Origin of the sequence: Saccharospirillum alexandrii, from assembly GCF_004000275.1 — a bacterium.
GTDB lineage: Bacteria > Pseudomonadota > Gammaproteobacteria > Pseudomonadales > Natronospirillaceae > Saccharospirillum > Saccharospirillum alexandrii.
Window position 1 is genome coordinate 653880 of record NZ_RCIP01000001.1, and the last position, 19384, is coordinate 673263.

19 protein-coding genes are annotated in these 19384 nt (G+C 56.7%); 16 read left to right on the plus strand and 3 right to left on the minus strand.

Annotation, left to right across the window (positions count from 1 at the left end; genetic code table 11):
- The first annotated feature begins 112 nt into the window (after window positions 1-112).
- Together EP166_RS03105 and EP166_RS03110 are read left to right on the plus strand one after the other, a co-directional pair.
- A complete protein-coding gene (locus tag EP166_RS03105) occupies window positions 113-1357 on the plus strand; it encodes a lipoprotein-releasing ABC transporter permease subunit (protein ID WP_127556228.1) in 1245 nt (414 codons plus the stop codon).
- Window positions 1347-2033 (plus strand): ABC transporter ATP-binding protein, encoded by a 687-nt coding sequence (locus tag EP166_RS03110; RefSeq protein WP_164743788.1) that lies wholly within the window; start codon window positions 1347-1349, stop codon window positions 2031-2033. The genes EP166_RS03105 and EP166_RS03110 overlap by 11 nt, the downstream gene beginning before the upstream one ends.
- 7 nt (window positions 2034-2040) lie before the next feature.
- On the opposite strand, the gene EP166_RS03115 is transcribed toward EP166_RS03110, so the two are convergent.
- Window positions 2041-2571: a DUF2062 domain-containing protein gene (locus EP166_RS03115; RefSeq protein ID WP_127555334.1), complete on the minus strand. Its 531-nt coding sequence runs from the start codon at window positions 2569-2571 to the stop codon at window positions 2041-2043.
- 58 nt (window positions 2572-2629) lie between these two features.
- Between EP166_RS03115 and EP166_RS03120 the strand changes: the two genes are divergently transcribed.
- The 7 genes from EP166_RS03120 (at window position 2630) to murB (ending at window position 9210) form a co-directional block, all read left to right on the plus strand.
- On the plus strand, window positions 2630-4855 hold the full coding sequence (locus EP166_RS03120; protein ID WP_127555335.1) for a DNA internalization-related competence protein ComEC/Rec2: 2226 nt from the start codon (window positions 2630-2632) through the stop codon (window positions 4853-4855).
- Between the two features lie 84 nt (window positions 4856-4939).
- Window positions 4940-5554, plus strand: a complete 615-nt coding sequence (locus EP166_RS03125) for a MotA/TolQ/ExbB proton channel family protein (protein ID WP_164743789.1) — start codon at window positions 4940-4942, stop codon at window positions 5552-5554.
- Between the two features lie 12 nt (window positions 5555-5566).
- On the plus strand, window positions 5567-5986 hold the full coding sequence (locus EP166_RS03130) for an ExbD/TolR family protein (protein ID WP_127555336.1): 420 nt from the start codon (window positions 5567-5569) through the stop codon (window positions 5984-5986).
- Window positions 5987-6009: 23 nt separating this feature from the next.
- Complete coding sequence (gene lpxK, locus EP166_RS03135) at window positions 6010-6954, plus strand: tetraacyldisaccharide 4'-kinase (protein ID WP_127555337.1); 945 nt, start codon at window positions 6010-6012, stop codon at window positions 6952-6954.
- A gap of 2 nt (window positions 6955-6956) precedes the next feature.
- A complete protein-coding gene (gene kdsB, locus EP166_RS03140) occupies window positions 6957-7709 on the plus strand; it encodes a 3-deoxy-manno-octulosonate cytidylyltransferase (protein ID WP_127555338.1) in 753 nt (250 codons plus the stop codon).
- Window positions 7706-8200, plus strand: a complete 495-nt coding sequence (locus tag EP166_RS03145; RefSeq protein WP_127555339.1) for a low molecular weight protein-tyrosine-phosphatase — start codon at window positions 7706-7708, stop codon at window positions 8198-8200. The genes kdsB and EP166_RS03145 overlap by 4 nt, the downstream gene beginning before the upstream one ends.
- Window positions 8197-9210 (plus strand): UDP-N-acetylmuramate dehydrogenase, encoded by a 1014-nt coding sequence (gene murB, locus EP166_RS03150; protein ID WP_220432474.1) that lies wholly within the window; start codon window positions 8197-8199, stop codon window positions 9208-9210. The genes EP166_RS03145 and murB overlap by 4 nt, the downstream gene beginning before the upstream one ends.
- A 66-nt stretch (window positions 9211-9276) precedes the next feature.
- On the opposite strand, the gene rne is transcribed toward murB, so the two are convergent.
- The gene (gene rne / locus EP166_RS03155; RefSeq protein ID WP_246026205.1) at window positions 9277-12300 is read right to left on the minus strand and encodes a ribonuclease E; all 3024 of its coding nucleotides are present in this window, start codon (window positions 12298-12300) and stop codon (window positions 9277-9279) included.
- Between the two features lie 619 nt (window positions 12301-12919).
- Between rne and rluC the strand changes: the two genes are divergently transcribed.
- Both rluC and EP166_RS03165 read left to right on the plus strand, forming a co-directional pair.
- Window positions 12920-13876 (plus strand): 23S rRNA pseudouridine(955/2504/2580) synthase RluC, encoded by a 957-nt coding sequence (rluC, locus tag EP166_RS03160; protein WP_127555340.1) that lies wholly within the window; start codon window positions 12920-12922, stop codon window positions 13874-13876.
- A gap of 43 nt (window positions 13877-13919) precedes the next feature.
- Window positions 13920-14909 carry a S49 family peptidase gene (locus tag EP166_RS03165; protein WP_127555341.1) on the plus strand — a complete coding sequence of 330 codons (990 nt, stop codon included), beginning with the start codon at window positions 13920-13922 and terminating at the stop codon, window positions 14907-14909.
- A 16-nt stretch (window positions 14910-14925) separates the two neighbouring features.
- On the opposite strand, the gene EP166_RS03170 is transcribed toward EP166_RS03165, so the two are convergent.
- Window positions 14926-15501, minus strand: a complete 576-nt coding sequence (locus EP166_RS03170) for a Maf family protein (protein WP_127555342.1) — start codon at window positions 15499-15501, stop codon at window positions 14926-14928.
- A 173-nt stretch (window positions 15502-15674) separates the two neighbouring features.
- Here EP166_RS03170 and EP166_RS03175 point away from each other — a divergent pair, with 173 nt between their 5' ends.
- The 5 genes from EP166_RS03175 to fabG all read left to right on the plus strand — a co-directional run bounded on the left by EP166_RS03175 (window position 15675) and on the right by fabG (window position 19321).
- Window positions 15675-16160 carry a YceD family protein gene (locus EP166_RS03175; RefSeq protein ID WP_164743790.1) on the plus strand — a complete coding sequence of 162 codons (486 nt, stop codon included), beginning with the start codon at window positions 15675-15677 and terminating at the stop codon, window positions 16158-16160.
- Between the two features lie 91 nt (window positions 16161-16251).
- Window positions 16252-16434 (plus strand): 50S ribosomal protein L32, encoded by a 183-nt coding sequence (gene rpmF, locus EP166_RS03180; protein WP_127555344.1) that lies wholly within the window; start codon window positions 16252-16254, stop codon window positions 16432-16434.
- Window positions 16435-16440: 6 nt separating this feature from the next.
- Window positions 16441-17448 (plus strand): hypothetical protein, encoded by a 1008-nt coding sequence (locus EP166_RS03185; protein WP_127555345.1) that lies wholly within the window; start codon window positions 16441-16443, stop codon window positions 17446-17448.
- A 197-nt stretch (window positions 17449-17645) separates the two neighbouring features.
- Window positions 17646-18584, plus strand: coding sequence for an ACP S-malonyltransferase (gene fabD, locus EP166_RS03190; RefSeq protein ID WP_127555346.1), 939 nt, complete (start codon window positions 17646-17648; stop codon window positions 18582-18584).
- Window positions 18581-19321 (plus strand): 3-oxoacyl-ACP reductase FabG, encoded by a 741-nt coding sequence (gene fabG, locus EP166_RS03195; protein WP_127555347.1) that lies wholly within the window; start codon window positions 18581-18583, stop codon window positions 19319-19321. The genes fabD and fabG overlap by 4 nt, the downstream gene beginning before the upstream one ends.
- Window positions 19322-19384 lie beyond the last annotated feature (63 nt).

Here is a 19384-nt window from a genome sequence, read left to right on the forward strand (position 1 = left end):
CCGACGCTCATTGTGTTAATGAGTGTAACGAAGACGAAAAGCCCCTGTCTGCAGCCCGAGTGTACCCAAAATGATCTTGGCACGCTCAGGGCAGGGTGGTTTAATGCCCGCCATGCTGAATCATATCCCGCTTTTGGTCGGTTTGCGTTATTTGCGTGCCCGCCGCAGAAACCACTTTATTTCCTTCATTTCCGGCGTCTCGATGATCGGCCTGACCCTGGGGGTGATGGTATTGATCATCGTGCTGTCGGTAATGAATGGCTTCGATCGTGAATTGCGCAATCGCATTCTCGGCATGGTACCCCACGCAACCCTGTCGCAACCGGGTGAAATGACCGACTGGCAATCCGTCGTGAACACGGTCACAGAACATCCGCAAGTGCTGGGTGCCAGCCCTTATACAGAAAGCCAGGGCATGCTGGTAGGGCGCTCCCAAACCAAGGGCGCGCTGATCAATGGCGTTGATCCGTCTACCCTGGCTGACGTGTCCATTCTCCCTAATCACATGGTATCCGGCTCACTCGACCCGCTGGTCGAGGGCGGCTTTGGCATCGTGCTGGGTGACATTATGGCGCGCACGCTCGGCGTCGGCGTTGGCGACCGGGTTACCATGATGGTGCCTGAAGTAACGGTCAACCTGGCCGGAGTTACTCCCCGGTTCAAACGCTTTGAAGTGGTCGGTACTTTTTCTGTAGGCGCGGAGCTGGACGCCAATCTAGCGGTGGTTCACATGACCGATCTGGGTCGGATACTGCGCTATGGCGATGCCGTCGATGGTGTTCACTTGAAAGTGGACGACCTGTTCGATGCCCGACGGATCGGCGTCGAGGCCGGGCGTGAGCTTGCTGGCCGCTATCTGGTCAGTGACTGGAGCCGAACGCAAGGCAACCTGTTCCAGGCGATTCAGATGGAAAAACGCATGGTCGGTTTACTGCTGTTCATGATCGTCGCCGTTGCCGTGTTTAACATTGTGTCGAGCCTGGTCATGATGGTGACGGACAAACAGGGTGAAATTGCCATTCTCAGAACGCTAGGCGCGCGCACCGGTCAGATCATGGGAATATTCATTGTTCAGGGCACGGCCATCGGGCTGATCGGTATCTCCCTGGGGGTTATTCTGGGGGTCGTGGGTGCCTGGTCTGTGGCCGACATCATTGCCTGGTTCGAGCAAGTGCTGAACATTCAGTTCCTCAATGCCGAGGTGTATTTTATCAGCTATATACCGTCTGAATTGAAGTGGTCTGACGTTCGGTTGATTGCGGGGGCGACCTTCGTCATCAGCGTACTGGCAACGCTTTACCCGGCCTGGCGGGCGTCTCGAATCTCACCGGCGGAGGCCCTGCGTTATGAATCGTGATGTGTTGCGGTGCGAATCCGTCGGTCGTTTTTTTAAAATGGGCCCCGAGCAGGTCGAGGTGTTGCACGACATCAATTTCACCATCGACCCCGGAGAGCTGGTCAGCATCGTTGGCAGTAGCGGTTCCGGGAAGACGACCTTGCTTAATTTGCTGGCCGGGCTCGATTCTCCGAGTGTCGGTGAGGTGTATATGGCCGACCAGGCCATGTCCAGTCTGAGCGATCGTCGACGGGCCCTGCTGCGCAACCAGCACATGGGCTTCGTGTTTCAGTTTCATCATCTGTTGCCCGAGTTTACCGCGCTGGAGAATATCCTGTTGCCACAGGTGATAGGGGGCATGAAGGCGTCAGAGAGTGAACCGAGGGCGATGCAATTGCTGGAACGGGTTGGCCTGAAAGACAGGGCGCGGCATCGCCCGGCAGAACTGTCCGGTGGTGAACGCCAGCGCGTAGCGATCGCCCGTGCCCTAATTAATCACCCACCTGTGGTGTTAATGGACGAACCTACGGGCAACCTGGATGATTCGACCTCAGAGCAAGTTCATGAGTTGATCATGGAATTGAACCGGGATATGGATTCGAGTTTTATTGTGGTGACCCACAATCAGGATTGGGCCCGGCAAATGCCGAAACAATACGTGCTGAAACGCGGCCACCTGGAGTTGTTGACTGCCTAACGACCCGTCATACACCCCGTCGCTGTTGCCGTAACCGGTTGCGGCGACGGCGGTTCAAGCGCATTCGCCAGTGGTAAAGGCCGCTGATCAGAAAATACCCCAGCGGCGCCAGTACCAGTCCGCACAAAACCCCGCCCAGAAAGGTTGGCCAGTACAGGTCCAACAGCAGAGTCGACCCCCAGCCGTTTTGCTGAATTGTTTCGAACGCGATCACAGATCGGCCGGATAACTGTGCGCCCAGCCAGTAGGTGCCATAAAATATCACTGGCATGGTGAACGGATTACTCAGCCACACCAACGCCAGTGCAATGGGCGAATTCGCGGTAAAGAAAATCGCAGCCAGGGCGGCCAGTGGCATTTGGCCGGGTATCGGCAACAGCGCCACGAACAGACCAATAGCGAAGGCCCGGGCGACACTGCGCCGGTTGAGGTGCCAGATCCCGGGTTCATGCAACCAGTGCCCGAACCGGTGCAGGGCGGGCAACTGTCGAATGTGATCTGGGTGGGGCAGCCATTTTTGCAGGGTACGCCGGGGCATAAACGATTAACACTTGAGGTAGGCGGACAGTATGCCTGTTTAAAGGAGCCAGCTCTATATGGTCAAGGGTATGACCAGCCTGGCAGTGCTGAGTATAGGCCTGCCCTTACTGTGGTTTTACACCGGTGTTGGCTGGGCCAGCGGATTGGTCGCACTGGTCGTGTTGGTCACTCTCTGGTTTCGGCCCTCCCTGGCTTTACTGCTGCTGGTTTTTACGGCCACCTTGTTGTTGCGGCTGGAATATGAAGCGCGCTTCCTATTACCTCCTCAGTGGCAACACAAGACTGCGGAACTGGCCGTTTGCCTGTCTCAACCGGCTCGGGTATTCGAGGATTATCAATCCGCCGTCGCGACGGTGACCGATCAGCCGGCCGAACTGGCGTTACGTCAGTTGCGGTTCACCGCCGATGTCGGGCGAATCCTGCGCGCGGGTGACTGCGTTCGGGGCAATTTCCGACTCAGAAAACCCGTCGGCGCGCTGATACCCGGTCAGTTTAATGCGACGCGCTACTATTTCAGTGAACGCATCGATGCGCTGGGCAGCTTGCGGGAGATTCACACCGTAACGCGACAGCCGGGTGTACCTGTGCGACTGCACGACCGGGCGTCACCGCAGTTTCAGAGCGCAGATGCGCAGGCCATCTGGTCTGCGCTCAGTCTGGGGTGGTCTTCCAGTTTGCCCGCTCATCTGGGTGATCTGTTCGAGCAGACTCAGTTGAAACATCTGATGGTCGTCAGTGGTATGCATGTGGGCATGGTTGCCGCCTGGGGGGTGCTGCTGGGTCGTGCTTTGTTGCTCCTGCCCGGCATACCGCTGAACCGGAGCTTTTACCTGCAACTGGCTTGGGTGGCATTGCTGTGCGGGGCTTTTGTTGGCCTGACCGGGTTTGGATTTCCCGCTTTGCGGGCCTGGGTCATGCTGGCTATTCCACTGCTCGCCCTGAGTGTTGGGCGACGCTTCACTGCGCTCGATGTGCTGGCGTGTGCAGCGGTCGTCATTACGCTCTTTCGACCTCAGGCCTGGCTCAGTACTGGGGCATGGCTGAGCTTTTTACTGGTGGCGATCATCGTTCGTCTCGCCGAGCGTTGGTCGCAACGCGATCATTCAACCGTCTGGCTGGCACTTAAGCTGCAAGCCGCACTGACGCTGTTGATGATTCCCATTACCGCGGCGATGGGGTTTGTCTGGCATCCCTTGTCGCTGCTCATCAATGCCCTGATGATACCGATGGTGACCTTGCTCCTGCTGCCATGGTCACTCTTTATACTGTTGTTCCCTGGCATTGCCTGGGTCAGTGGTTATGAGTGGGTGGTTGGCTTTGCCCTTGCGTTGCTTGAGTGGGTGTCACCCTGGTATCAGTCGGCTCCGGCCTGGACCTGGTGGCAAATCGGTCTGGTCTCCCTATTGCTGTGGTGGTTGCTGAGCCAGACCGTGGAACGAACGGTACGCTGGATTGCCACGCCATTACTGGTGGTAGTTGCCATGGTCATGGCTTCCTCCAGATCTGACATCGACACCTTTCAAATGACATTGCTGGATGTTGGCCATGGTCAGGCCATGGTGTTGCAGTGGCCAGACCAAACCTGGCTCTATGACCTGGCGGGTCAGTGGCAGGATGGCAGCAGCGTTGCCCGGCAGCGTCTGGCACCCTGGTATCGGCGTGAGTCCATTCAGCCTGCCGGGCTTCTGGTCAGTCACGCTGATGCCGACCATGCCGGGGGGGCTTATTGGGCCGTGCGGGAATGGCCCGGGGCCAGCCGGGTGTCTGGTAATCCTGATCGGCTGGCTCAGCTGAGTGGGCGGCCCGGCTGGCGCAATTGCCATCGCATGGGTGCCCGGCAAAATTCGCTGCCGTTTGAATTGATTCCGGTCCCGCTGGCGTTGCAGGCCAGCAGCAATGACACCTCATGCGTAATCTGGGTTCCAACGTCTGCCGGAGCAGTGCTGATCACGGGTGACGCCAGTCGAATGGTAGAGTACTGGTTACTGCAGGCGCGCCCGGAGTTATTTCCAGCCGCGGCCATTGTTGTTGGTCACCATGGCAGTCGAACCAGCAGTGCTTCTGCTTTTTTGGATGCCAGCCCAGAGGCTTTGCTGCTGGTCAGTTCTGGAGACCGGCACCTGCCACGCTGGCCCAATGCCGATCTGGTGGCATACACCCGACGCCATGGCCGAACGTTGCACAATACGGCGGACCTGGGAACCTTCAGGTTGACCGTCAAAGACGGGCGAATGCAATTGAACGATTACCGCTCCGCCTTTCGGAAGCGCTGGCTTAAATGAGAATTATTTCACAACCTGTTTTAAAGCCATGTTCTGACGGAAACAGTATGGTAAATTACGCCGGAGTCTATGGAGGTACGCTAAGTGTTTGAAATTATTAAAGCCGGTGGGTGGTTGATGGTCCCCATTGTGTTGTGTTCCATCGTCGCCATTGCCATTACGGTCGAACGGTTTTGGGCGTTACGCCTGGCCAAGGTAATGCCCAAAGATCAGTTGCCAAAAGTCTGGATGTGGATCAAGAACCACGAACTGGATTCGGCCAAGATCAAGGAGCTGAAAAGCGGCAGTCTCTTTGGCTATATTTTGTCGTCCGGATTAACGGCATCCAAGCATGGCCGTGAAGCCATGAAGGACGCCATTCAGGAAGCAGGCAATCATGTCGCCCATGAAATGGAAAAGTTTCTGAGCACCCTGGGCACCATTGCCGCGATCGCACCTCTGTTGGGTTTGTTGGGCACGGTATTGGGCATGATCGAAGTATTTACCGCCATCATGGTTCAGGGCAGTGGCAACACAGGCGTACTGGCCGGCGGTATATCCCAGGCACTGATTACTACCGCCGCTGGCTTGAGCGTAGCCATACCCGCGGTTATTTTTCACCGTGCGCTGACCCGCCGGGTGGATGATCTGCTGGTTATCATGGAACAGGACAGCGCCAAACTGGTTGATGCCATTCATTCCGATGCCAAGTCGAGCTGACGGGAGCCGCCCATGCGATTCAGACGCAGCCGCCAGGAAGAAGCGCAAGTCAATCTAACGCCACTGATTGACGTTGTGTTCCTCCTGCTGATTTTTTTTATGGTATCGACCACCTTCACGCGTGAAACCCAGTTGCAGATCGATCTGCCTGAGAGCAGCAGTGAGGCCGTGCTCGGTGATGAACGACCGATTGAAATTCAGGTCGATGCCCAGGGCCAGTACGCGGTGAATAACACGCCCTTGCTGCGCTCTGATACCGAATCCCTCAAGCAGGCGCTGGCCGAAATGGCAGGCAGCAGCCGGGATACCACCGTCATCATTACCGGCGATGCCCAGGCACCGCACCAGGCGATGGTCTACGTGCTGGATGCTGTGGGTCAAATGGGGTTCTATCGGGTCAGCTACGCGACCCAGGTACCGGAAAGCCCCTGATCGATGGCGCCGGCAAGTAGCGAATGAACTTCTGGTACGTTAAACCACTCACGCTGGTAGCCCGGCTGCTACTGCCTCTAAGCTGGCTGGCCGGGTTGATTGCCCGGCGCCGGTTTCATCAGCGCCATAAAGGCCATTACGGAGTGCCCGTTTTGGTCGTGGGTAACCTGACAGTTGGCGGCACCGGTAAGTCGCCAGCCATTCAGGCTCTGGTGTCCTCACTTCATGAGCGGGGGATGCGTTGTGGTATCGTGTCGCGCGGTTATGGCGGACACAGCCATCATTATCCGCTTCTCGTAACCACTGACACCGATGCTCGCCAGTGTGGTGATGAACCCAAAACCCTGGCACAGCAATTGGGCTGCCCTGTGGTTGTAGACCCCGATCGCGACCGGGCGGTGCGACATCTGGTTAAACACCACGCGCTGGACGTGGTCGTCAGTGATGATGGCTTGCAGCATTACCGGATGGGCCGTGATCTTGAGCTGGTCATGATCGATGGTGTGCGAGGCCTCGGTAACGGCAAAATGCTGCCAGCCGGGCCATTGCGTGAACCCGCTGATCGACTAACCACGGTCCAATGGCGGGTAGCCAAAGGGCAGCGACCAGCCGACCTTGACGTTGATGCGGTGCTGGCACTCAATCCCCAATGGCCCGTCAACGAACAGGGCCATTCCCTGGCCAAAAACGCTGAAATCCGTGCCTGTGCCGGCATCGGTTACCCGCAAAGTTTTTATCAGCAATTGGCAGAGCAGGGGTTTCGTCTGCAGGCCACTCATTCCCCTGGCGATCATAGACCCGTCCCGCCAGACTGGTTGGCTGATGCTGGGCTACCCCTGGTATTGACGGAAAAAGACGCGGTTAAATTGGCCAGGCCCTGGCCAGACCATTGTTACGTTGTCAGGCTAGAACCCGAATTACCGGCTGACTTGCTGGACTCCATAGAATCTGCCCTCAGGAGCGTCTAAAGATGGCAACCATAATCATGATACCGGCCCGCTACAGCTCCAGCCGATTACCAGGTAAACCCTTGCTCGATATTGCCGGGCAGCCCATGGTGGTTCGAGTGGCCATGGCGGTGCAGGCCTGTGGCGCCGACCAGATTGTGGTCGCCACCGATGACGAGAAAATACGGCATGTCGTCTCGCAGGCCGGGTTCAGCGTTGTGATGACCCGGGCCGATCATCCTTCAGGAACCGACCGGTTGCAGGAGGCGGCTGAGCAACTGGGGTTGAATCCCGATGACATCATCGTCAATGTGCAGGGCGATGAACCGCTGATGCCTGTTGACAACGTCTTGCAGGTCGCCCAATTACTGGAGCAAAATCCCCAGGCTCAGGTTGCTACGCTCTACGAGCCGGTTGCCAGTCTGGCTATGGTCACCAATCCCAATGCGGTAAAACTGGTGCAACGGCAAGACGGTGAAGTCATGTACTTCAGCCGGGCCGGTATTCCGTTTGATCGGGACAACACCCAGACGTCACCAGAAGGCGTCTGGAAACGGCACATTGGTTTGTACGCCTATCGCAAGAGCGCACTGGATGCCTTTATTGACTGGCCAGAAAGCCCGCTGGAGCAACTGGAAAAACTCGAGCAACTGCGGTTTATGGAGCATGGCGCCTGTATTGTTGCAGCGCCGGCTGCGCAACCGGTTCCGGCCGGTGTCGACACCCGGGAAGACCTGGAAGCGGTGCGCGCCCTGTTTAGCAAGGAGATCCCATGACAGACACTCAGCCAACATCGACATCGGTCCTATTCGTATGCCTGGGTAATATTTGCCGTTCTCCTACGGCCCAGGCGGTGTTTGAAGCCCGGCTGGCTGACTCGCCACTGGCAGCAGACGTCGAGGTCGATTCAGCTGGCACGGCGGCCTATCACCTTGGCAAAGCACCCGATCCGAGAAGTCAGGCTGCGGCGCGCGCGCGAGGCTACAAACTGGATCACCTGAGAGCCCGACAAGTCACCCCTGAAGACTTTCATCGGTTTGATTACATTCTGGCGATGGATTCCGATAATTTAATCAACCTGAACGCAATGGCCCCCGAGTCCCATCGGGCAACCGTGGCATTATTTTTGGATTTTGCGGCGGTTACCGAACTGCGGGACGTTCCCGACCCCTATTTTGGTGGCGACGAGGGTTTTGCAACGGTGCTGGACCTGTGTGAACAAGCCAGCCACGGTTTGTTGACGCACCTGCAGACTGCCACACGATGACGATCGATCCACTGCCTCAGGTAGACCTCTCAGCCGCCAATACCCTGGCTGTTCCGTCAACGGCCGCCTGGTGCGCAGAACTCACCGACCCCCGGGATTTGCCGGCGCTGGTGCGCTGGGCAAGCGCCCGGGGTATGGCCATTCGAGCTCTGGGTGGCGGAAGCAACTTGGTGCTGAACGAGCAGGTCAGTGGACTGACGGTCAAGGTCGCCATTCGCGGTAAGACTCGGGTTGAGACTGAATCTGACCGCCAACGCTGGCGTTTGGGGGCAGGGGAGTCCTGGCATCAGACCGTCGTTGATCTGGTGGCACAGGGCGGTTCCGGTATTGAAAACCTGGCGCTGATTCCAGGTACCGTTGGGGCTGCGCCGGTTCAGAATATTGGCGCCTATGGTGTTGAACTGGCGGACTGTCTGTACCGGGTTGAGGCCTACGATATTCTCGAGGAACGCTGGCGATATTTCACCCGGGAGGCCTGTCAGTTTGGTTATCGGGACAGTGTGTTCAAACAATTGGAGAATCGATTCATCATCACGGCGGTCGAGCTAGAGTTGAGTCGAACTTTTGTGCCGAAATTGTCCTACGGCCCATTGCAGGCATTGGCAACGAAGCCTGATCTGAACGCACAGGACGTGATGGAAGCGGTTATTGCGATTCGACAGTCACGCCTGCCAGACCCCAACCACCTTCCGAATGCAGGCAGCTTTTTCAAGAACCCCGTTATTTCTTTCGAGCAATATGAAGCGTTGTTGGTTCAACACGATGATTTGGTGGTTTATGAACAACCAGAAGGCTGGAAACTGGCCGCTGGCTGGTTGATCGATCAGTGTGGGCTGCGCGGACGACACAATGACGATGGCGTGGGCTGTTACGAACGCCAGGCCCTGGTGCTGGTCAACCCAAATCGGGCAGCAGCGTCATCCATACTGGATTGGCAAGCCCATGTTCAGGATGCCGTGTTTGAACGATTCCAGGTTCTGCTCGAACCCGAACCACGTTTTTGGACCTGAAGCCTTTGCAGGAAACACCCATAAAAAAACCGGCCGAAGCCGGTTTTTTTATGGGTAAGACAAGGGTTACTTGTCTTGCTGTTCAGCCATCTTGCGACGACGCACTTCACGAGGATCGTTCGGTGCCCGGCCGGCTGGCTTGGCGACGTCTTCTTCGCCATCCTGAGCGGTGGTTTGCTCAGTTTCCGGGGTCTCGGCGGACTGTACCGAAGCGCTCTGCTGAGGCTCTTCCGTAACTGCTTGCGCCGGTGCGGGCGTTTCGCCGGATTCAGATTCACCCCGATTAACAGGCTCCGGCACTTCTGGCGCGGTTTCAGTCGATGTTTCAGCAGGCTCAGAGGCTGACGTTTCTTCCACGGTTGCCGCAGTGGTTGCCTTTGCTTCTACGGTATCGCTGTGTGTTTCAGACTCAGTGTTTTCCGCAGGTGTGTCGACGTTTTCAACAACTCTGGTTTCGGCAGCGGCTGGTTTAACGTCTGACTCTGCTGAAGGTGACGTTGCAGGGGCAGAATCGGAGGGTTCATCCTGATCGACCGGTTGCGAGGTTGCCGCGTTATCTTCTGTGTTGATCACTTCGTGCTCAACCCGGGGGTTGGGCGACTCTTCCAGCTTGGACGGCTCGCTGTGTACCTTGTCATTTGACTCGACCGTGCTGGGGGTGGCATCGGTCTGTGGTGCATCAGTGTTGGGTGTCGTCTCAGCCGTCGACTCAGTCGACGCAGCCGCTTCATCGGCTCTTACCTTAGCAGCGGCACGCGCATCATCAGCCGACTTGGTGCTGATCATCTCAATGACGGTTTGGATGTCGCTGATGATTTCACCGGGTTTTTCCGGGTTGGGCCGCTTGCTGGCGTTTTTGCTGATGCCCCGAACCTGACGGTTCTTGCCGACTTCGGCCAGAGGCACGCGTCCGGTGCTGTCGTCTCGTTCTTCACGACGCTTCATTTGCGGCTGGCGCGGCCGGCGATCATTCTGGTTCTCGGTCGAATCTGCCCCGTTTTGTGCCGATGGAGCAGAGTCTTTTACCGGTTGCTTGGTTTCTTTTGTGCTGGCGTCAGGTGTTGCCACCGCATCACGGTCACGCGATCCACGACCCGCATTGCGGCCATTGCCTCGCGAAGCACCGTCACGGTTCGAATCCCGGTTGCTGGTGCCACTGTCACGATTGCTGTCGCGAGTGTTATCTCGACCCGACTCCCGGCTGCTATCACGATTACGGTTGCGGTTGTTCCGGTTAGGGCTGCGACGGTTGCCGCGGTTGTCATCGCGCTGGCGCGAACGGTTGTCCGGTTTGCGTTCGGTCGCTGGCTTTTCCTGTTTTTGGGCTTCATCGTCGGATCCCAGCAACTGGCTTACCCAGCCACCCAGTCGGGAAAACAGACCTTTGCCCTCAGTGCGGCGCTTTTCCACCGTTGATTCTGCGGCCGCGCGGGCAGGCTTGGCCGGAGCTTCGCTGCTGGCTTCCGGTGCAGACGGCGGTACCGGCGCACGCGGCGTTACCTGCAGGCTGGAAATGGCGGCTTCCTGGGGCTTGGTTTGCGCTTCCAGAACCGTTTCGGTTTCAGACGGTTTTTCTTCCAGTTTCAAGGCGTAGCTGGGCTCGGCGTTGACCAGCGTTTCGTCATCGTCACGCAGACGCACGACTTCATAGTGCGGAGTTTCCATTTGCGTGTTGGGCACAATCAGAACGTGAACTTTCTGACGACGCTCGACATCGAAGATGGCTTCCCGTTTTTCATTCAACAGGAAGGTAGCCACGGTCAACGGTACAATGGCACGAATCTGAGCGGTGCGCTCTTTCAGTGATTCTTCTTCGATCAGTCGCAGTATGGCCAGTGACAGTGATTTCACATCGCGAATAATGCCGTGGCCATTACAACGTGGGCACACAATACCGCTGGTTTCGCCCAGTGAAGGACGCAGTCTTTGCCGGGACATTTCCAGCAGACCAAAACGGGACAGTCGGCCTACCTGAACACGGGCACGGTCGGGGGAGGTAGCATCCTTGATGCGCGCTTCCACTTCACGCTGATGCTTGGACTGGTTCATGTCGATGAAGTCGATCACCACCAGGCCGCCCATGTCACGCAAGCGCAACTGACGGGCAATTTCTTCGGCCGCTTCCAGATTGGTGTGGAAGGCCGTTTCTTCGATATCAACGCCTTTGGTCGAGCGACTTGAGTTGATGTCGATCGAGACCAGAGCTTCGGTCGGGTCGATAACGATCGAGCCGCCACTGGGCAGCTTTACTTCGCGCTGAAAGGCGCTTTCGATCTGCGCTTCAATCTGGTAGCGGTTGAACAGCGGCACCGGGTCTTCGTAGAGCTTCAGTTTGCTCTGATAATTCGGCATCACTTTCTGCACGAAATCCAGTGCGTACTGGTAGGCATCTTTGCTGTCGATTAATACTTCGCCGATGTCCTGACGCAGGTAATCGCGGATCGCACGCAGAATGACGTTGCTTTCCTGCAGGATCAGGAAGGGTGCAGAACGGCCTTCGGACGCTTGTTTGATGGAATCCCACAGTTGGATCAGGTAGTCGAGGTCCCATTGCAATTCTTCGGCACTGCGCCCAATACCGGCAGTACGGACAATGCAGCCCATGCCATCGGGAATGGTCACGCCCTGCAGGGCTTCACGAATCTGGGCGCGCTCATCACCTTCAATGCGACGCGAGATACCACCAGCGCGCGGGTTGTTGGGCATCAGCACCAGATAACGACCGGCCAGGCTGACCATAGTAGTCAGAGCAGCGCCCTTATTGCCGCGCTCTTCCTTGTCGACCTGCACAATGACTTCGGTGCCTTCTTTGACCAGCTCGCGGATGTTCGCACGAGAGGACATGTTGGCATCGACAAAGTATTCGCGGGCGATTTCTTTCAGAGGGAGAAAGCCGTGGCGTTCGGCGCCAAAATCGACAAAAGCTGCTTCAAGGCTGGGTTCTACGCGGGTGATTTTGCCTTTGTAGATGTTGGCTTTCTTTTGCTCGCGAAAGCCAGTTTCAATATCCAGGTCATAGAGTTTCTGGCCATCGACCAGGGCAACCCTCAATTCTTCTGACTGGGTTGCATTGATTAACATTCTTTTCATTGAGGAACGATACTCTGTAGTAAAGCATGGGTGACAGAGCAGCAAGGGCAGGGATACAGGCGGGCGAACACCGATAGAAATCGGTAACACACAGGTCGGTGCAGGCGACAACGCCAGCACAGTGGATCGGTGTTTTCCATTAACAATGGGGAAACGGACAGAGTCTTATGGGGATGCCTGCTCTATTTAGAAGCACTTGCGCGTTTGTGGTGAAGTGCTTTCTTCCATATGACCCCATCGTCATACGCTGTTTCAAACTGTACTTGCTGCCCAACCGATTCTTGAGTTGCACGTAACGTCGGCGCAACAGGTTGGGGGGTCTGCCCCTTGCCGCCTGTGTGGTCTCTGGGCGGTAGGAAGATCAGAATCCCAGCGAGTAACAGTGTAGCAGTAGAGTCCCGGTTGAACAATCACTTAGCGGAGCGGGCGGTATGGCCCGCCCGGTAGCGTCGCGAAGCCTCCTTTCATGGAGCGACTGCTGGTACAATGACACCGGTAACTTGCCTTTCCATGGCAAGCACCTCATTACCGTTAGTGCTGTTACAGCAAGTTGCTTGCTACAAGGCAATAAAGGTAGCGATATTTAAGCCGGGCACCGGTATTGGCAAAGCAGGGCATTGTGGCAAACGTCGAACTGTATGAAGTTGAAGAAGACCGGGCCGGTCAGCGCATCGATAACTTTTTGATCGGTCATTGGAAGTCAGTGCCCAAGAGCCGGGTTTACCGGGTGTTGCGCAAGGGTGAGGTCCGGGTTAATGGCAAGCGGGTGAAGCCTGAGTATCGCCTTGAAGGCGGGGATACGGTGCGTATCCCTCCGGTCCGCATTGCTGAAAAGCCGGTCAATACGGCGGTTCCGAGCCAGGCACTGCGCCACCAGCTTGATAAAGCCATCCTGTATGAGGATGATGTGCTGGTTGCCCTCAACAAACCTCATGGCCTGGCTGTTCACGGTGGGTCGGGTATTTCATTGGGGCTGATTGAGTCGTATCGGATCATCCGGCCAGAATTGAAATTTGTTGAACTGGTTCACCGGCTCGACCGGGATACTTCAGGTGTGGTACTGATCGCCAAGAAACGCTCCGCCCTGAAAGCGCTGCAAGACGTTTTCAGGCATAAAACAGACGTAAAAAAGGTGTATTGGTGTCTGGTGCACGGGCACTGGCCTGAAGAGCAGCGCTTTGTTGATGTACCCTTGCGCAAAAACGAGGCTCAGGGCGGCGAGCGTATGGTCAGCGTCGCGCCGGATGGAAAGCCCTCCCAGACCCGGTTCAGGCTGCTGAAAGCCTTTGAACGCTGCAGTTGGGTGGAAGCGCAGCCGGTGACAGGCAGAACGCATCAGATTCGGGTACATACCCAGTATGCGGGTCATCCAATTCTGGGTGATTCCAAGTACCAGTCCAGCCGGGCTGAAGCGGTCGCCCGGGATTTAGGGCTGGGCCGGCTGTTTCTGCATGCAGCACAACTGACCGTGCCGCACCCCGTGACGGGCGAACTGCTGACCCTGACGGCACCACTTGATCCAGCGCTAGAGCGTCTGCTGACCGCTCTGGCCAATAAAACGCGCGATCTCAACTAACACATAACACAGACCTCCCAGTCACTGACAGGAAACTGATTGAATGTTTGGAAAAACTCCGCAGCAGGAATCGTCTGATGATTCCTGGGCTGGCTCCCGCAAAGAGTGGCAGCTGATCGAAAAGGTGGTGATGGCCAATACCGCCGAGCTGAAGAAACAACGGCGCTGGGGCATCGTGTTCAAGTTGCTCACCTTTATTTACCTGTTTGCACTGTTGTGGCTGTTTATCAGCAACAGTGACATTGGTGTCGGGGTTCCGGAAAAAACGGGCGGGCACACGGCCATTGTCGATGTGCGTGGCTTGATCTCACAGAGTGAGCCGGCCAATGCCGATGCAATCGTAACATCGTTGCGCAATGCCATGGATCATGAGGATACCCGGGCCGTTATTGTCCGCATCAACAGTGGCGGTGGCAGCCCGGTACAATCGGCCTATGTTTACGACGAAATTCAGCGCCTGCGATCATTGCATGAAGACATACCGATACATGCGGTTATTGCCGATACCGGTGCCAGCGGGGCCTATTACATTGCCTCGGCCGCTGAGAACATCTATGCCAACGGTTCCAGCCTGGTGGGCTCAATCGGCGTGACAGCTGCCAGTTTTGGTTTTGAAGAACTGATTGAGAAGGTGGGCATCGAACGTCGCTCTTTCGCCTCGGGTGAACACAAAACCTTTCTGGATCCGTTTCAGCCGGTTGATCCCGAAGAGCGGGCCTTGTTTGAAGCCTTGCTGGATAACGTGCACCAACAGTTCATCAGCGATGTTAAAGAGGGTCGTGGTGACCGGCTGGTCACTGACAACGACAAGTTGTTCTCCGGACTGGTCTGGACGGGCACCCAGGCGCTGGAGCTCGGCCTGGTCGACGGACTGAAATCAACCTCTGAACTGGCCCGCGAACTGGGGTACCCCAATACCGTTGATTTCACACTAAGACCTTCACCGCTGCAGCAGTTTGCCCGCAACCTTGGCGTTTCGGTCGCTGAAACCCTGGTCAAGCTGGGAGCCACCGAGTCCATCGAGCTGCGCTGAGTGGCGGGCAAGGCTATCAGGGCAGGGCAAACCCTGCCTCGCGAAGCTTGGCCGCCAGTGAAATCAGCGGTAATCCGATCAGGGCGTTGGGGTCGTCGCTCCGGACTGACTGAAACAGGGTAATCCCCAGCGCTTCAACCTTGAAGCTGCCCGCGCAATCGAACGGGCGCTCCCGGTCGAGGTAACGGTCAATTTCCGCCCGGGTCAGATCCCGGAAAACGACTTCAGTCGTGACCACCCAGGCATCGTCGGAGTAGCCGGCGAGTGCGACACCACTGTAAAACGTCAGGGATGTGCCTGAACATCGTGTCAGTTGATCGACCGCGCGGGCCAGATTGCCAGGTTTGTCCAGCAGGGTACCCCGGTCATCGGCAGCGGTCTGATCACTGCCAATAATCAGATAGCCCGGGTGGGAATCCACCAGGCTGCGGGCCTTGCCCCTAGCCAAGCGCATCGCCAGATCAAAAGGCGATTCACCAGGCAGGGGCGTCTCGTCCATGTCGGGCTTAGCCTGTTCGAAGGGCACGTTCAGGCTGGTCAGTCGTTCCGCCCGATACGGTGATGTTGAGGCCAGCAATACCGGTGGCAACATGGTTGTGCTCCTTAAAGGTCGGGGTGGTTTGTGTGAATTGGGTAGCCAATGCCTCACAGCCTACTGTTTATCGGCCATTTGAGCCAAAAAGCCTTTGACTTGAACGGTCTCATCCGTATCATACCGCGCCTATGTCGAAATCCGAGCTCCCAGAACGCGTTGATGCCTATAAGTTGGCAGATCAAGGCCCCCAGAATCTTGAGGGTGTTGTGCCGTCAACCCGGTTGTCACGTCTGACGGATGTGGTGCTCAGTCAGGATGCCGAGTTTAAAGCCGCTTTAAACTTTAATCGTGACGCCGAGCAGCGCCGCATGGTCACAGGCGATGTGTCTGGGAAGGTTGTACTCGAATGTCAGCGGTGCTTGCAGCCAGTATCGGTGGCACTCGACGGTCACTTTACCATGGCCGTGGTGTACAACGATGAAATGGCAAAAGCGTTGCCTGCAGATATCGACCCGCTGATGTTGCTGCCAGACGAACCTCTGGTGGTCGCGGAACTGGTCGAAGACGAGTTGTTACTGTGCTTGCCAATGCATGCGATGCATGACGAAGGCGAGTGTCAGATACAGACTGAATTTAAACCGGATGACGCCGGGGTTGAAGAAACACCGGTGAAAGACAATCCGTTTAAGGTACTGGAATCTCTGAAGAGATCCTGACAGTTTCACAGTGATGGGTGGCCTGCAACCGGGCCATGCGCACAGCGCCCGTTACTGATATTTTAAGTGTCCTATTTAGGAGGCCCCGGCCATGGCAGTTCAGAAAAGCAAGAAGACCCGTTCACGTCGCGGAATGCGTCGCTCGCACGATGCATTGACGACAACCGCTTTGTCGGTTGATCCTACCAGCGGTGAAACTCACCGTCGTCACCACGTTTCCCCAGATGGCTTTTACAAAGGTCGTAAGGTCGTCGCTGAAGCGGACGTCGAGTAACACTCAATGGCTGTTCTGGCCATTGATCTAGAGGGAGGGGATTTCGGCCCCTCCCATTTGCTTCCTGCCTCTATCCGTTTTTTTCAGACCCACCCCCAGCACAGCGGTATTCTGTTCGGCACCTCCAAGCGCCAGACTGCCATGCCAGTCCTGCCAGATAATCTTCGTTTTGAATCCTGCACCGGTGCTTTGCCTTCCAATTTGAATCCCGGCCGGTTATTACGTAACGACTACGGCAGCAGCATAGAGCAGGCGGTTTCTCAGTTGAGCCAGCAACGGTTCGATGCGGTGGTTTCATCGGAACACACCGGCATTTTAATGGCCTTACTGCATCGTCACGGCCGTGTTCACACGGCTCTGGATCGGCCAGTTCTGGTCAGTTGGGTGCCTACTTCCAAAGACGCGATGCTGATGCTTGATCTGGGCGCTTCGTTTTCGGCCACGGCGAAACAATTGCTCGGTTTTGCGGCCGTAGGTGTGGCCATTGCCTCGGGGCAACTGGGCCGAAAACCTCGGCTGGCACTGCTCAATCTCGGCGTGGAGCCCAATAAGGGGCCGCACTCCATTCGCCAGGCGGCGGAGCAACTGGCGCGCTGGCCCGATGTTGACTACCGTGGTTTTGTTGAGGCAGGCGATGTCTTTCGCGGAGACCTGGATCTGGTGATTACCGACGGCTTTACCGGGAATGCGGTTATCAAGGCGGCCGAAGGTACGCTGGATCTTACTCTGGGCGCCATACGGCAGGCGTTAAGCCGGGATGTGACGGGAAAAATACTTGGGCGATTGTTGCGGCATCGGCTGAGGCCGGTGATGCGACAGCTCGATCCCAGACGTAGCAATGGGGCGCTGCTCGCGGGTACTGACATGACTCTGATTAAAAGCCATGGCGACGCTACCGGAGCTGCTTTTCAGGCTGCGTTGAACCGGGCCATAGAGGCCAGTGAAGGTGACTGGTGCCTGTCGATTCAGGCTCAGCTCGATGCATTGTCGGAGCGTGCGGTCACTGGGGTATAAGGCTTATCAGCCTTTATCTGATTTCGTGCGTCAACAATGCCGCTCTAGCTGTTCCCGGAATTCATAAATGTTTTAACAGGGTTCGCCTTTACTGAGCGGTTGTTGCGACCATAATGCACGCCACTGGGATATTCAGTGAGTCGACCCCTTGGGTCGGGCCGCCAGGCTGAGTCTCTACAACAACAGGAACGTATTGCATGAGCCAAAAACTCGCCTTCGTTTTTCCGGGTCAGGGATCCCAGCAGGTCGGCATGTTGTCGGATCTGGCTGAGCAGTACCCGTTGATTCAGGAAACTTTCGCAGAAGCCTCCAACGCTTTGGGTTACGACCTGTGGGCGCTGGTCAGTGAAGGGCCCACCGAAGAATTGAACAAGACCGAAAAGACGCAACCGGCACTGCTCACGGCCAGCATCGCCTTGTGGCGTTTATGGCAAGCTGAGGGTGGCGCCCGGCCTGACTATCTGGCGGGTCATAGCCTGGGTGAATATTCCGCGCTGGTCGCCGCTGGCGTATTACCGCTGGCGGACGCTGCTGTGCTGGTCGAGAAACGGGGTCAGCTGATGCAAGCCGCCGTACCCGCAGGGCAGGGCAGCATGGCGGCCATTCTGGGTCTCGACGATCAGGCCGTGATTGATGGCTGTGCCGCAGCGGCTCAGGGTGACGTCGTTGAAGCGGTTAATTTCAACACTCCGGGTCAGGTGGTTATCGCCGGCTCTGTTGCCGCCGTAGAGCGTGCCATAGAGACGCTCAAAGCCGCAGGCGCTAAACGGGCGATGCCGCTGCCGGTCTCTGTACCCTCGCATTGCTCATTGATGAAAGACGCTGCGGCACAGCTTTCCAGTCATCTGGATACGCTCAACTGGCAAAACGCAGAGCTGCCAATCATTCAAAACGTTTCGGCCGCGGCCGAAAGCAACGCCGCTGCGCTAAAGCAGAACCTCGTCGAACAACTGTATCGTCCGGTATTGTGGTCGCAATCGGTCACTGAACTGGTCCGTCTTGGCGTTAGTGAGACCGTTGAATGCGGTCCCGGTAAGGTACTATCCGGCTTGAACAAGCGCATTGAGAAAACGCTGACCTTGTCGGCCCTTGGGTCGTTGGCAGCTTTTCAGGAACGCATAGGGAGTAACGCATGAGTGATCACAAGTGGGTTTTGATTACGGGCGCCAGCCGAGGCATTGGCGCCGCCATTGCCGAAACACTTGGCCGTCAGGGCTATCGTATTGCCGGAACCGCAACGTCTGAATCGGGTGCACAGGCTATCTCCGAGCGATTGCAAGCCGCTGGTATCGAAGGACGAGGCTACACGCTTGACGTGACCAGTCCGGAGTCTATCGACCAGCTGATGGCGGACCTGAAAGCAGCCGACGCCACTCCCGAAGTGCTCATCAATAACGCCGGTATCACCAAAGACAATCTCTTCCTGCGCATGAAAGAAGCAGAGTGGGACTCGGTGATCGACACCAACCTGTCTTCGGCCTATCGTATGAGCAAGGCAGTGATCAAATCGATGACGCGGGCCCGTTTTGGTCGTATTGTGAATGTTTCGTCGGTGGTCGCTTCCATGGGCAACGCGGGTCAGGCAAACTATTGCGCGGCCAAAGCCGGGCTCGAAGGGTTGACCCGATCATTGGCGCGAGAGGTCGGTTCGCGTAATATCACCGTGAATTCGGTGGCACCGGGTTTTATTCAGACCGATATGACTCATGAGCTACCAGAGGCCACACGGGAAACACTGCTCAAGCAAATCCCGCTGGGTCGTATGGGTGATCCGAACGAAATTGCCGCTGCCGTAGCGTTTCTGGTCAGTGACCAGGCGTCGTACATCACGGGTGAAACATTGCACGTGAACGGTGGCATGTACATGGGTTGACCGGCCAGTTTTGACTTGCCGGTAACGAATAACGTTTAATACACTAAATCGCACCTTGAAGTG

Excerpts from the sequence above, each read along its gene's own strand:
- lpxK (WP_127555337.1), top strand. The coding sequence starts at position 6,010 with ATGAACTTCTGGTACGTTAAACCACTCACGCTGGTAGCCCGGCTGCTA.
- EP166_RS03170 (WP_127555342.1), bottom strand. The coding sequence starts at position 15,501 with ATGTTGCCACCGGTATTGCTGGCCTCAACATCACCGTATCGGGCGGAA.
- EP166_RS03105 (WP_127556228.1), top strand. The coding sequence starts at position 113 with ATGCTGAATCATATCCCGCTTTTGGTCGGTTTGCGTTATTTGCGTGCC.
- fabG (WP_127555347.1), top strand. The coding sequence starts at position 18,581 with ATGAGTGATCACAAGTGGGTTTTGATTACGGGCGCCAGCCGAGGCATT.
- rpmF (WP_127555344.1), top strand. The coding sequence starts at position 16,252 with ATGGCAGTTCAGAAAAGCAAGAAGACCCGTTCACGTCGCGGAATGCGT.
- EP166_RS03165 (WP_127555341.1), top strand. The coding sequence starts at position 13,920 with ATGTTTGGAAAAACTCCGCAGCAGGAATCGTCTGATGATTCCTGGGCT.
- kdsB (WP_127555338.1), top strand. The coding sequence starts at position 6,957 with ATGGCAACCATAATCATGATACCGGCCCGCTACAGCTCCAGCCGATTA.
- EP166_RS03115 (WP_127555334.1), bottom strand. The coding sequence starts at position 2,571 with ATGCCCCGGCGTACCCTGCAAAAATGGCTGCCCCACCCAGATCACATT.
- EP166_RS03145 (WP_127555339.1), top strand. The coding sequence starts at position 7,706 with ATGACAGACACTCAGCCAACATCGACATCGGTCCTATTCGTATGCCTG.
- EP166_RS03110 (WP_164743788.1), top strand. The coding sequence starts at position 1,347 with ATGAATCGTGATGTGTTGCGGTGCGAATCCGTCGGTCGTTTTTTTAAA.
- EP166_RS03185 (WP_127555345.1), top strand. The coding sequence starts at position 16,441 with ATGGCTGTTCTGGCCATTGATCTAGAGGGAGGGGATTTCGGCCCCTCC.
- murB (WP_220432474.1), top strand. The coding sequence starts at position 8,197 with ATGACGATCGATCCACTGCCTCAGGTAGACCTCTCAGCCGCCAATACC.
- rne (WP_246026205.1), bottom strand. The coding sequence starts at position 12,300 with ATGAAAAGAATGTTAATCAATGCAACCCAGTCAGAAGAATTGAGGGTT.
- fabD (WP_127555346.1), top strand. The coding sequence starts at position 17,646 with ATGAGCCAAAAACTCGCCTTCGTTTTTCCGGGTCAGGGATCCCAGCAG.
- EP166_RS03130 (WP_127555336.1), top strand. The coding sequence starts at position 5,567 with ATGCGATTCAGACGCAGCCGCCAGGAAGAAGCGCAAGTCAATCTAACG.
- EP166_RS03120 (WP_127555335.1), top strand. The coding sequence starts at position 2,630 with ATGGTCAAGGGTATGACCAGCCTGGCAGTGCTGAGTATAGGCCTGCCC.